This window comes from Pseudomonas sp. BN515 (genome assembly GCF_029873155.1).
Lineage (GTDB): Bacteria > Pseudomonadota > Gammaproteobacteria > Pseudomonadales > Pseudomonadaceae > Metapseudomonas.
This window is the reverse complement of record NZ_SSOH01000023.1, coordinates 1-13,004: the sequence shown is the minus strand read 5'-3', so window position 1 is coordinate 13,004 and position 13,004 is coordinate 1. Positions and strand designations below refer to the sequence as shown.

Below are 13,004 nucleotides of genomic sequence, written 5' to 3'. Positions count from 1 at the left end.
GGCGAGCTGGAAGACCACCCGGTGGCCGGCAGCGACCCGGAGCATCCGGGCCTGGTGCGCATCTACAAGGACCCGGACCAGCCCAACGACCGCTACGAGAACGCCTGGCACACCGACGCCACCTGGCGCGATGCACCGCCCATGGGTTGCGTGCTGCGCTGCGTGGAGTGCCCGCCAGTGGGCGGCGACACCATGTGGGCGAACATGGCGCTGGCCTACGAGAAGCTGCCGCAAGACGTGAAAGAGCGCATCGAGGGCCTGCGTGCCCGCCACAGCATCGAGGCGAGCTTCGGCGCGGCCATGCCCGTCGAGAAGCGCCTGGCGCTCAAGGCCATGTACCCGGACCCCGAACATCCGGTGGTGCGCACCCACCCGGAAACCGGCAAAAAGATCCTCTTCGTCAACGCTTTCACTACCCACTTCACCAACTTCCATACCCCTGAGCGCGTGCGCTACGGCCAGGACTACAGCATGGGCGGCAGCGACCTGATGCGCTATCTGGTCAGCCAGGCCTACAACCCGGAATACCAGGTCCGCTGGCGCTGGAAGAAAAACAGCATGGCCATCTGGGACAACCGCTCTACCCAGCACTACGCCGTGATGGATTACCCGCCCTGCGTCCGCAAGATGGAGCGCGCCGGGATCATCGGCGACAAGCCCTTCTGATCACCACAACGCACAACAACCACCAGATCGCCGATCCCAGGAGTAAGTCATGAACTTCATCGATGGTTCCCTGTTTGTCGAAAACATGGAAAAACTGGTCATCACCGCTGCCCCCTATGGCCCGGAATGGATACCGTCCGACTTCCCGGAAGACATCCCGGTCAGCATGGACGCGCAAATCCAGAAAGCCGTGGACTGCTACAACGCCGGCGCCACCGTGCTGCACGTCCATGTGCGTGAAGAAGACGGCAAGGGCTCCAAGCGCCTGTCCAAATTCAACGAACTGCTGGCCGGTATCCGTGAAGCCTGCCCGGGGATCATCCTCCAGGTCGGCGGTTCGATTTCCTTTGCTCCCGAGAACGACGGCGACGCTGCCAAGTGGCTGTCCGACGACACCCGCCACATGCTGGCCGAGCTGACCCCGACCCCGGATCAGGTGACCATCGCCATCAACACCAACCAGATGAACGTCTGCGAGCAGATGACCGCCGCCGACATTCGCGGCACCTCGCTGGAAGACCCGGTGATGCTCAAGGCCTACCAGGAAATGACCATTCCGGCCGGCCCGGCCTGGGTCGAGGAACACATTCGCCGCCTTTCGGCCAACGGCATCCAGACGCACTTCCAGCTGGCCAACATCACCCAGCTCAATACCGTGGAGCGCATGATGCGCCGTGGTGCGTGCAATGTGCCGCTGATTCTCACCTGGGTGGCCATCGGCGGCGGCTTCGACTCACCGAATCCGTACGACCTGGCCAACTTCGTGCGCGCCTGCCCGGACGGTTCGGTGCTGACGCTGGAAACCAGCATGCGCAATGTGCTGCCGCTGAACATGATGGCCATCGCTCTCGGCCTCCACGTGCGCTGCGGCATCGAGGACAACATCTGGAACCAGCGCCAGACCGCCAAGATGACGACCGTGGAGCAGATCGAGCAGCTGGTGCGCATCTCCCGCGAGTTCGGCCGTGAAGTGGCCAACGGCGACGAGGCCCGCAAGATCTACAAGATCGGTACCTTCTACAAGGACGCCGACGAGACCCTGGCCAGGAACGGCTTCGCGCCGAACCGCAAGCCGGGTCAGGTCGGCTTCACGCAGCACACCTGATGCTGCGGTCGGTCAGCGATGCAACTGGCCGACCAATACCCGCCGCGCGCTGCCGGTAACGACGGCGCGCGATGGAGACGCCGAGCCGGAGACGGTTGGCCGCACCTCAGGAATCAAGCTGAAGAAACAGGCTGGCCTGATGAGTCAGCAGAATTTCCAGGAGAGTTGCCGTCGCCGGCGACTTGTAACCCTCAGAGCGATAGCTCGCCCCGATTACCCGCGTCATGGTGGTTTCCGCCAGAGGTATTTCCCGCAGACTGGCCTCCGCCTTTCCACCTAAGAGGTGCTCACGCGCGATGAAGCTGAGTAAGTCAGTACGGGCAATCAAACGTGGCATCAAGGAAATCGACGTGCTTTCCACCTGCACCATGGGTGTCGGCAGTTGCCGGCTTATGAAGGCATTATCAATCCACTTGCGCGCACTGGCTGAGAGAGGCGGCAGCACCCAGCGGTAACGGCACAGATCGCGCTGGCTGATTGGCCCGCTGAAAAGCGGATGATCGCGGCGCGCCACAACCACGGCCTGATCTTCCAGCAGAGCGTGGGTTTCCAGTCCCTCTACCTTGTCGACGTAGGGGCTGATGACCACATCCAGATTTCCCTGCAACAGCCCCTCGCGAAGCACATCGTCCATCCCCACCGTAAGTGTCAGTGTCACATTGGGAGCGAGGCTAAGCAGTGTCGCAGTGAGCTGTGGCAGCAGGTACTCGGCCATGGAGACTGCGCAGCCCAGTCGAATATTTCCGACCAAACCATTGGCGAAGTCGCGTACCTCACGGCGCGTCTCATCAACGCTGTGCCGTAGCTGACGGCTTCGCTCCAGGAGCAAATGCCCCGCTGGGGTCAGCTTGATGCGTCGGCCATCACGCTGGAACAAGCTGGCTCCAAGGGATTCCTCCAGGCGCTGAATGCTTTTGGTTAAAGCAGGTTGGCTACGACACAGGCGCTCCGCCGCACGTCCCAGGTGGCCCAGCTCAGCAATGGTCTCGAAATAAGTCAGGTCACGCAGATCCATAATCGATAACTCTTAATTATCGGTTCATCACAATTAGAAAATAGACTTGATGAATCAGCACCAGAATACTGCCGATGCGCGTTGGACACACACGCCCCACAGCGCGCACGGAGAATCGCCTTGCCTACCCGTCCCTCTCTCGACTCCATTGCCCTCATGCGGCAGTGGCTGCTTCTGCTCGTTCTTGCGGTAATCGCAGGCCAGGTGCTGCGACTGATCGGAATGCCAGCGGCTGACTTCCTCGGCCCCATGCTGGTAGCCATCGGACTTGGCGTGCGGGGCGCGCGCATCCGCGTTCCAGCGCTCGCATTCAAACTCGGTCAGGGCTGCATCGGCTTGCTGGTGGCTCATTCGCTAAGCGCCGAAACGCTTGCCAGCATTGCTCATGACTGGCCCGTCATGTTGCTGGCCACGGCGATAACAGTAGCGATGAGCTTGCTCGTCGCCCTTTTCCTCGTGCGCTACGGTGACCTACCGGGTAGCGCCGCGGCCTGGGGTCTGTCTCCCGGGGCGGCGTCCGCCATGGTGGCTCTGGCCGAGGATCACGGAGCAGACTCCCGAGTGGTCGCCACGATGCAGTACGTGCGCGTAGTCTGCGTCGTGCTGATAGGTGCAGTCGTCAGCCATGCCCTCGGTAGCGAAGTTACTTCCCCCCAAATCACGGCAGGCACAGCCGCCCTCGGCTTCACTGCGCCTGCCAATGGCGTCCTCACCATCCTTGTTCTGCTCGGCAGTGTGTTGATCGGTGCTCGCTTCCCGGCAGGTGCTCTGCTCGTGCCGCTCCTGGCTGGGGCGGCGCTGCAATTGGGCGGTGCGTTCATCATCGACCTACCACAGTGGCTGTTGTGCCTGGCCTACGGAGCCCTCGGCTGCTACGTGGGATTACGATTCGATCGCGAGGCCTTCGACTTCGTCGTCCGCCGGCTACCCTCCATGCTCCTCAGCGCACTTGCCCTGATTGCACTTTGCGCCCTGTCCGCAGTTTTCATTGCGAATCTGCTCGGCAAAGACTTCCTCTCCGTTTATCTCGCCACCAGTCCGGGAGGGTTGGACTCCATGGCAATCATTGCTCTGGACACCCAGGCGGATGTCGGTCTGGTGCTGGCCATGCAGACCATGCGCCTGTTCGGCGTCGTACTGATCGGCCCATACCTGGCGCGACAGATCATCCGCCTGTCTCGATGAACGCGCGGTCAATTCTCTGCATTGATGGAGCCAGTAGGCCGGGCCGGACGAGTCATCGCCAGGGAAGGCTGACGCTACCGCAGCCTGGATCCGACTCCCTACCTGGCGAGCATCGAGTTCCTGGAAATCAGCCGTTTAACTAATCAACTACTACTGATGCACGCTTGCGCAGCAATAGACCTGTGGCCATCACCAGGGCAGCGCCACCGGCTGCAGCCAGGTGCTTGGACCAGGCCTCGTTCACAATCCAGTTCGCCACCGCGATGTCGGTTACAGCCATGCCCCCGGCAATCCAGCCCAGCAAGCCGCCCCCCAGCAGTACAACCTGCGGGTAACGATCCATCAGTCTGAGCACCAGCTGGCTACCCCAAACGATGATCGGGATGCTGATCAGCACGCCCAGGCTGACGAGGAGCAGGTTGCCGCCGGCAGCCCCAGCCACGGCAAGCACGTTGTCCAGGCTCATGACAGCGTCGGCGATGATGATCGTTTTGATGGCAGCGAAGAAGCTCGCACCTGCCCTGACTTCGTGGGTCTGTTCGTCTTCGGGCAGCAGCAATTTCACGCCGATCCAGAGCAACAGCGCCGCACCCGCCAGCTTCAGATACGGCAAGGCCAGTAGTTGCATCGCAAAGAACAACAGCGCGATGCGCAATAGGATTGCCCCAGCTACTCCACCGATGATGGCTCGGCGTCGTTGTTCCTCCGGAAGATGCCGACACGCCAGTGCAATGACCACTGCGTTATCGCCGCCCAACAGGATGTCGATGGCGACAATCTGCATAAGTGCCATCCAGAAAACAGGGTCACTCAGCCACTCCATAAATCCGTATCTCCGCTATCGATAAAAAATGCCGGGGGCACAGCCCCCGGCTCCGGAACCTCCGCCGGCACGACGGGTAGTCGAGACGGGTGGTCGGAAAAGCGTGGTTTGAGGATCAAGGGCCCGCGCGCCTTGTGGGCACGCGGGCGCGGCGCCCGCTCTTCTAAGCGCCACTTCGGGCTGGTAAGCCCGCATTCGGGACCTACCAGAGCGCGATGTCGTAGGTGAAATACAGGCGATTGTTGTCGCGGCCCCTGCTGTAGCTGGAGCGATAGGCGATGTTGCGCAGCTTCACACCAAGCCCTTTGAGAGCCCCCTGCTGCACCACGTAGGCAAGGTCAATGTCCCGCTCCCACTCGTGGGCGTTCACCTCGTTGCCGCGCAGTTCGGTCGTGCCATCCCAGCCTTTGAAATAGCGAACACCGGCTGTCAGTCCAGGCACACCAATGGCTGCAAAGTCGTAGGCATAACCGAGCATCCAGGTGCGCTCGTCCTCCTCGATGAACTTGCCGACACCGGCATTACTGAAGCTGTAGACCGTGGCGCCGTTGACGAATGGCAGCCCGCCTTCGCCATTCAGTTGCTGGTAGCCTGCGCTCAAGGCATGGCCCTTCAGGGTGTAGGTCAGCAGGCCGCTGTACATGTCGTTGTCCAGCTCGCCATTGCGTGCCTCTCCCGCATCCTGGCTGTGGAAGTAGCGCAGGTCGGTGGTGAGGCTGCCCGGCCCCAAGGGCAGGTTGTGGACCAGGCCAACGAAGTGCTGCTGGTAGAACTCGTCCAGCTCGCCATAGTAGTAACTCAGGGCCAGGGCCTTGCTGGGCTTGTAGTCGGCACCGGCGAACCAGAAGCCTTCACCGTCGTCGCCTGCGAATCCGTCGGCAGTGATCGAATGGTTGTCACTGGAGTCGCGCATGCGGAACTCGTCGAAGTAACCACCTGTGAGGCTCAGGTCGGCTATATCGGCGCTGGTGACCTGGGTGCCTTCGAAGGTTTGCGGCAACAAGCGCGCATCGTTGCGCACCAGCACCGGCATCTTGGGCTGATGAGTGCCGTGCTTGAGCGTGGTACCGGCGAAACGTGCCTTGGCGGTCAGGCCCAGGCTGGAAAATTCGTCCGCGGCCCGACCGTCATCGTGCACGGGCAAAAGCCCGGTACCGGCCCGGCCGGCGCCGGAATCCAGCTTCACCCCCAGCAGTCCCAGGGCGTCCAGACCGAAACCGAAGCGGCCCGGGGTAAAGCCGGATTGCATATCCAGCAGGAACCCCTGGGCCCATTCTTCCTTCTTCGACTGTGCGTTGGCAGCGGACCTGGCGGTCATGCCCGTCTCATCCTTGAAGTCATCGTTGAAATAGATGTTGCGCAATTGCAGGTTGGCTTTGCTGTCTTCGAAGAAGCCGGCGGCCCCTGCGGCAGGTGCCAGGCAGGCAACCAGGCACGCCAGGGTGGAAGGCAGGGGCTTGGCGTTGGTTTTCATGGTGTCTTCACCTTTTTGTTCTGGACGCACTCGGCCAGCGGGCGCGCAGAAACACACCACGGGGCCAGATCTCAGGGGGCTTGCCCGACTTCGGCGGGCGCGGAAACTCAGGCGAGCAGCGTGATGGCACCCGTCAGCAGGGCCAGCACGGTAATGACGAGCGAGGTGAGGATCGCCCACTTGTAGGTGAAGCGCTGGAAGTCGCCGATGTCACTATCGACCATACCCACCAGCAGGAGTGTCGAGGCCACCAGCGGACTCATCAGGTGCACCGGCTGGCCGAGGATGGAAGCACGAGCGATTTCCACCGGATCGATGCCATAGGCCGCAGCGGCCTGGGCGAGGATGGGCACCATGCCGAAGTAGTACGCGTCGTTGGAGAGCACGAAGGTCAGCGGCATGCTGGTGATGGCCACCACCAGCGGGAAGAAACTGCCCCAGGAGGAGGGGATCATCTCCACCAGGGAGTTGGCCAGGGAATCCACCATCTTGGTGCCGGAGAAAATGCCGGCGAATACCCCGGCGGCGAACACCAGCAGCACCACGGTCATGGCATTGCCCGAGTGGGCGAGGATGCGCTCCTTCTGCAGGTCCAGCTGCGGGTAGTTGATCATCAGCGCCACCACGAAGCCGAGCATGAACAGCACCGCCGCATTCATCAGCCCCATCACCAGCGCCACCATCACCGCGATCACCAGCAGCAGGTTGAGCCAGATCAGCTTCGGCCGCTTGTTGGGGTTATCGGCAAGAATGGCCTTGATGTAACAGTCGTCGCCGCCGGTTTTCAGGTGGGTGTTGCCGATCCGCTTCAGCTCTTTGCGGCCGAGGATGTAGCCGGTGAACACCACCCAGAGGGCGCCGCCTACCATGGTCGGCAGCATGGGGATGAAGTACTCGCTGGCGTCCAGCCCGAGCACGGCGATGGCGCGCGTGGCCGGACCGCCCCAGGGGCTCATGCCGCTCATGATGCTCAGCGACAGCATGGATATGCACGCGAGGATCAGCGGGTTCATACCGATGCGCTTGTATAGCGGCAGCATGGCGGCCACGGTGATCATGTAGGTGGTGGTGCCGTCACCATCCAGCGCCACCAGCAGCGACAACACAGCGGTGCCCATGGCGATCTTCACCGGATTGCCGTTGACCGTCTGCAAGATGCGGCGAATCAGCGGGTCGAACAGCCCGGAGTCGATCATGATGCCGAAGAAGAGGATGGCGAAAAGCAATAGCGCTGCCGAAGGGGCCACCGTCTTCAGGCCGTCGAGCATCATCTTGCCGAGCTCGGGCGCGAAGCCGCCGACCAAGGCGAAGACGATGGGCACCACGGTCAGGGCCACGACCGGAGACAGGCGTTTGGTCATGATCAGGTAAGTGAACACGACCACCATGGACAAACCGAGCAGAGAAAGCATGGCGTTGGACTCTTGTAATTATGGTTTCCAGCTCCATTCGGGCGTACGAGCCGCCGCACATGAAGCAGCTAATCGCCAGGGCGTGCAAGCGCCCCGGGCATCCTCACGACGAACGTGGATGACCGGTTGCGGCGCAGTTGTGATGTAAGCAGCGAGTGATGGAAGACTTCATTTCTTGTTACCCGTCTTGTGATTGTTGTCGGGGAGCATCGAGACGCGGGACAGCATTGGGACTCAGTGGATTGCGTCCGGCATGCGGTAATAGAGACGACCATCCATGATCTTGCGGGCGGTACGGATCAGCGAGACCCGGGCGATATTCATCGGGTTGCCATCACGCAACTCGACTCGCAGGTCCAGATGACCTGAGGGGTGCTCGATACGTATGGATGCGAGGGGTTTTCCAGCTTCTACACGACGGGTTTCCACGGCGAGGCGATGGGCCACGCTGCCGGGAACATTCACTGCGGCGCCAAGTGCGATCGCGCCGGTTACGGCAAGCGCCTTGTGGCAGCGCTGTGGCACGAAGTAGCGCGCACACAGGGTTCCGTCTTCGCCAACTGCCGGCGACAGCAGGATGGGTTTTGGCAGCACCGACTGGCTGACATCTCCCATGCCCATGCGGCGGCCCGCTTCACAGCGAATGCGCTCCAGACGCTCGAGCATTGGGCTGTTGGCGTCCAGTGCAGCCGGATCGGCGTGGCCATCCACATCCAGGTCGCTCGCGCGAATCATCACCGTCGGGGTCGCGGCATCCAGGCAGGTGACCTCGACACCCTCAATCTGCTCGATGGCATGACCTGTAGGAAGCAGGGCCCCGGTCTTGGCACCCGCGACGTCCAGGAAGCTGAGACGAATACCCGCTGCAGAACCCGGAACACCACTGATACTGGTATCGCCTTCGTATTCCACGCGACCACGCGGAGTGGGTACGAAACACTCGATGATGCGCTGAGTGTTGATGTTGAACACTCGCACTCGCGTCTCGCCGTAGGTGGGCGCCACAAGGCCGGTCTCGATCGCGAATGGGCCAACGGCCGAGAGCATGTTGCCGCAGTTGGGCGTGAAGTCCACCCGGCGCTCGGTCACGTCCACTTGGGCGAACAGGTAGTCCACATCTGCGTCCGGGCGACTGGAGCGTCCAACGATGGCCACTTTGCTGGTAAGGGAGTTACCGCCGCCAATGCCGTCCACCTGAAGCGGATGGCCGGAGCCCATCAAATCGAGTAAGACCTCGGCACGCGCTTCCTGCGAATCAGGCAGATCCGTCATGTGGATGAAGGGGCCGCGCGAAGTGCCGCCACGCATAATCATGCAAGGGATGCTGTTCATCATCTTGGTTTAATCCGTGACCGTTCCAACGATGGCTACAGCTTGTCAGCGCCCTTTTTATGCTTCAAATGCAAAGATCAACATCAATTGATAGGATACGAGCATTAATGTGCAAAGCAGAACCGCAGAGGCACTTTCATGCATAGAATAGAATTTCTCGACCTCGCAGCTTTTGTGCGAGTGGCTGAATCGCAGTCCTTTCAGGAAGCCGCCCAGGCACTCCATCTATCCCAGCCGGCGCTGTCTCGCCGCCTTCAGAAACTGGAAGAAACCCTTGGAGCCAAGCTCCTGGAACGCACCACGCGGCGCACCTGGCTGACCGAAATAGGCAAGGAATACCTGCCCCGGGCTCGACGGATGCTGGAAGACTACGAGTCCTCGATACAGGGCATACGTGAGCTCAAGACACACCAGAAAGGTACCGTGACGATCGCGTGCATCCCGACCGCGGCGTTCTATTTCCTGCCCAGCGTGATACGGGTTTTCAACGAGGCCTACCCGGGCATACGCATCCGAATACTTGATGTCAGCGCCAATGAAGGTCTGGAGCGTGTGGTGAGCGGAGACGCGGACTTCGGCATCAACATGATCAGCGCCCAACACCCTGACGTCAGTTTCACACCGCTGCTTCGTGACCCATTCGTACTGGCGATGCGAAGCGACCATCCTTTGGCAGCGCTGTCTGAAGTGAACTGGCAAGATCTCCAGAACGTACGCCTGATCACTGTGAGTCGAGACAGCGGCAACCGCATGTTGCTGGACAGTGCCCTTTCAGGCCATGGAATCCGCCTCAACGGCTTTTACGAAGTGCAGCATCTCTCCACCTCGCTGGGCCTGGTCGAATGCGGCCTTGGTGTAGCGATTTTGCCGCGCATGGCCATGCCGGATGCCGAACATGAAAACCTCTGTTCCAGGGAGTTACCTCCCCCTCATATCGAACGCACTATCGGCCTGGTGCGTCGAGATGGTGAGCCCCTGTCGAGCACCGCAGAACTCTTTATCGAGATGCTGCTCAAGCGATGGCGTGAATAAGGTCTTCCAGCATGCTCGCTTGAGCTGGAAGAAAGGCCAGATGCGATTCGCAATGTGTCAGTTCACGCCCCAGAAGGATCGACGCGAATGACTGCAGCGTCTGAGTCACTTGCCGGGCTGACAACCAAACTACAGGGTATGGCGAGGCAGCCTCGGACTGAATGGTCGCCGCATTTTCGCCCTCGCGCATCCCTACCCTGCCCCGGCCACGGTCAATCCCGTGGCCGGACATTGTCCGGGTGAGAGGGGAGCACATGCCGCGCGCAGGTCACTTGGTGTCGGCACATGTGGGCTCTGTGGTGAAGGTGCGGGATACGTCCACTGCGCCCAGGTGTTCCAGGGTGCGACGACCGATCAGCACCGGGTAGAGCATCTTGCCGCGGTTCTTCAGGGAGAATTCTTCGTTGTAGACGCGATCGCCGATGCACATCTGCAGCTTCACTACCGGACGGTGCTCGGCGCCGCCCGCGCCCCTGACCTTGACGTTCCGCTCAACCGGGCGCTCGAAGGGAATGTTCACCATCTTGCCGGTCTCGCTGTCCTTCACTTCGACGTTGAAGCGAACCCACTTCTTGCCGTCCTTCTCGAAGCGCTCCAGGTCCTTGGCGTCCATGGATGACGTCAGCGCGCCGGTGTCCAGCTTGATCTTCACCGACACTTTTTCGGGGAGCAGCAGCCCCTCTTCCACCCAGCCGAACACCTTTGCCGGACTCTGGGTGGCGGAGAACGCGGCGGGGATCATCATCAAGCTCGCGAGCAGGGCGAGCAGACGTACTTGGGTGCGGGCCATGAATGGCTCCTTCGCTGGGTAAGGCCCCCACTCTGCTCCCGGCGGCGTCAAGGTTGTGTGAAGACATGACCGCCTCCAAAGGGCAGTCCCACAACCGTTCTTGCGATACAAATCGCTCCCACAGGCGTCGAGAACACTGCGCGCTTCAGTGCAGTTACCGCTGGGGCCGCCTCCGGATTGACATAGGGCACGCCCCCGCCGGCTGTCTATCCTCATGCTTGTGCCCGCCCTTCTTCTTGACCCCGCCTGACCGCTTTGGAGCCCCGATGAAAAACACCCAGTCCGATCTCCCGCCGCAAGCCGCCCTCGCCACGACGCGGCAATCGGGTTGGCGGCGCTGGCTGCCCGGACTGAAGCTGTTGCAGGAATACCAGCCGGCCTGGCTGCCCAGGGACCTGGTCGCAGGCCTGGTCCTGACCACCATGCTGGTGCCGGTGGGCATCGCCTACGCCGAGGCTTCGGGCGTACCGGGCATCTATGGCCTGTACGCCACCATCGTGCCGTTACTGGCCTATGCCCTCTTCGGCCCCAGCCGCATCCTCGTGCTCGGCCCGGACTCGGCGCTGGCGGCCATCATCCTTGCCGTGGTGATGCAGCTATCGGGAGGCGACCCGATGCGCGCCATCGCCCTGGCCAGCGCGATGGCCCTGGTTTCCGGGCTGGTCTGCATCGCCGCCGGCCTGTTGCGCCTGGGCTTCATCACCGAGTTGCTGTCCAAGCCGATCCGCTATGGCTACATGAATGGCATCGCTTTCACCGTCCTGATCAGCCAGACGCCAAAGCTGTTCGGCGTTTCCGTCGACAGTGCGGGGCCACTTCGGGATATCTGGGAGCTGGGCCAGGCGCTGCTCGCGAACCAGGCCAACTGGGCGTCCTTTGCCGTGGGTGCCGGTACGCTGGTGGTGATCCTGCTGCTGAAACGCTTCGAGCGCGTGCCGGGCATCCTCATTGCGGTGATCGGTGCGACCCTGGTGGTGGGCGGCCTGGATCTCTCCGCCACCCACGGCGTCAAGGTGCTGGGCGCGATGCCGCAGGGACTGCCAGGTTTCGCCGTGCCCTGGCTGCATCCGGGCGACCTGGTCACCGTCCTTGTCGGCGGAATCGCCGTGGCGCTGGTTTCCTTCGCCGATACCAGCGTGCTGTCCCGCACCTATGCCGCGAAGACCCGCACGGCGGTGGACCCAAACCAGGAAATGGTCGGCCTCGGCGCAGCCAACCTGGCCACCGGGCTCTTCCAGGGGTTCCCCATCAGCAGCAGCTCGTCGCGCACCCCGGTGGCCGAAGCGGCCGGCTCAAAGACCCAACTCACCGGCGTGTTCGGCGCGCTGGGGGTTTCCCTGTTGCTGCTGCTCGCCCCTGACCTGCTCCAGCACCTGCCCAACAGCGCATTGGCCGCCGTGGTGATCGCCGCCGCCATCGGCTTGTTCGAGTTCAAGGATCTCAAGCGCATCTACCGCATCCAGCAATGGGAGTTCTGGCTGTCGATGACCTGCTTCGTCGGTGTGGCGGTGCTGGGCGCCGTCCCGGGGATTGGCCTGGCCGTGGTCGTGGCAGTGATCGAATTCCTCTGGGATGGCTGGCGTCCCCACTATGCGGTGCTGGGTCGGGTCGACGGCATTCGCGGCTATCACGACATCAGTCGCTATCCCCACGCCCGCGTGGTTCCCGGCCTGGTGTTGTTCCGCTGGGACGCCCCGCTGTTCTTCGCCAACGCCGAGCTGTTCCAGAACTGCGTGCTGGGCGCCGTGGCCCAGGCGCCGGGCAAGGTAAACCGTATTGTGATCGCGGCGGAACCGGTCACCAGCGTGGACGTGACCTCGGCGGACATGCTCGTGGAACTGGAACAGAGCCTGCGGAGCGCCGGCGTGGAACTGCGCTTCGCCGAGATGAAAGACCCGGTGAAGGACAAGCTCGGGTATCTGGAGGTGCTTGCCCGTATCGGCGCTGGCGACGAGATCTTCCAGCCAACGGTCGGGGCGGCGGTAGATGCCTATCTGGAAGAGCATGGGGTGGACTGGACGCCTTGAGCGACTGGGGCAACTGCGTTGCCCTTGGCGAGTAAACATCCACGTTCGTAGAACGTGGACTTGCGGTAGCCCCCTGGAAGGGGGCGAATCCACTACCGAGCACAACGCCGACCTCTTTCGCCCGGTCTGGACCGTAGGGTGCG

11 protein-coding genes are annotated in these 13,004 nt (G+C 62.0%); 5 read left to right on the top strand and 6 right to left on the bottom strand.

Translation table 11 applies throughout. From position 1 onward, the window contains the following. Both E8E91_RS06065 and E8E91_RS06060 read left to right on the top strand, forming a co-directional pair. Positions 1-666 (top strand): TauD/TfdA family dioxygenase (locus E8E91_RS06065; protein ID WP_280375009.1); only part of this gene is annotated, 666 nt, incomplete at its 5' end. Between the two features lie 49 nt (positions 667-715). Next, a complete protein-coding gene (locus E8E91_RS06060) occupies positions 716-1,771 on the top strand; it encodes a 3-keto-5-aminohexanoate cleavage protein (protein ID WP_280375008.1) in 1,056 nt (351 codons plus the stop codon). Between the two features lie 106 nt (positions 1,772-1,877). Here the strand turns inward: E8E91_RS06060 and E8E91_RS06055 are convergent, their stop codons facing one another. After that, positions 1,878-2,786: a LysR family transcriptional regulator gene (locus E8E91_RS06055; protein WP_280375007.1), complete on the bottom strand. Its 909-nt coding sequence runs from the start codon at positions 2,784-2,786 to the stop codon at positions 1,878-1,880. Positions 2,787-2,900: 114 nt separating this feature from the next. On the opposite strand from E8E91_RS06055, the gene E8E91_RS06050 reads away from it, so the two are divergent. After that, a complete protein-coding gene (locus E8E91_RS06050; RefSeq protein ID WP_280375012.1) occupies positions 2,901-3,971 on the top strand; it encodes an AbrB family transcriptional regulator in 1,071 nt (356 codons plus the stop codon). A 139-nt stretch (positions 3,972-4,110) separates the two neighbouring features. Here the strand turns inward: E8E91_RS06050 and E8E91_RS06045 are convergent, their stop codons facing one another. The 4 genes from E8E91_RS06045 to E8E91_RS06030 all read right to left on the bottom strand — a co-directional run bounded on the left by E8E91_RS06045 (position 4,111) and on the right by E8E91_RS06030 (position 9,012). Next, entirely contained in the window at positions 4,111-4,794 is a 684-nt protein-coding gene (locus E8E91_RS06045; protein WP_280375006.1) for a TerC family protein, read from the bottom strand. Positions 4,795-4,996: 202 nt separating this feature from the next. Then, positions 4,997-6,268 carry an OprD family porin gene (locus tag E8E91_RS06040; RefSeq protein ID WP_280375005.1) on the bottom strand — a complete coding sequence of 424 codons (1,272 nt, stop codon included), beginning with the start codon at positions 6,266-6,268 and terminating at the stop codon, positions 4,997-4,999. A 107-nt stretch (positions 6,269-6,375) separates the two neighbouring features. Then, positions 6,376-7,680, bottom strand: coding sequence for a citrate:proton symporter (locus E8E91_RS06035; RefSeq protein ID WP_280375004.1), 1,305 nt, complete (start codon positions 7,678-7,680; stop codon positions 6,376-6,378). A gap of 234 nt (positions 7,681-7,914) precedes the next feature. Beyond that, complete coding sequence (locus E8E91_RS06030) at positions 7,915-9,012, bottom strand: 4-oxalomesaconate tautomerase (protein ID WP_280375011.1); 1,098 nt, start codon at positions 9,010-9,012, stop codon at positions 7,915-7,917. A 138-nt stretch (positions 9,013-9,150) separates the two neighbouring features. On the opposite strand from E8E91_RS06030, the gene E8E91_RS06025 reads away from it, so the two are divergent. Beyond that, the gene (locus E8E91_RS06025) at positions 9,151-10,044 is read left to right on the top strand and encodes a LysR family transcriptional regulator (RefSeq protein WP_044874439.1); all 894 of its coding nucleotides are present in this window, start codon (positions 9,151-9,153) and stop codon (positions 10,042-10,044) included. A 268-nt stretch (positions 10,045-10,312) separates the two neighbouring features. On the opposite strand, the gene E8E91_RS06020 is transcribed toward E8E91_RS06025, so the two are convergent. After that, the gene (locus E8E91_RS06020; protein WP_280375010.1) at positions 10,313-10,789 is read right to left on the bottom strand and encodes an ATP-dependent zinc protease; all 477 of its coding nucleotides are present in this window, start codon (positions 10,787-10,789) and stop codon (positions 10,313-10,315) included. A 311-nt stretch (positions 10,790-11,100) separates the two neighbouring features. Between E8E91_RS06020 and sulP the strand changes: the two genes are divergently transcribed. Next, positions 11,101-12,861, top strand: a complete 1,761-nt coding sequence (sulP, locus tag E8E91_RS06015) for a sulfate permease (protein WP_280375003.1) — start codon at positions 11,101-11,103, stop codon at positions 12,859-12,861. Positions 12,862-13,004: the final 143 nt, after the last annotated feature.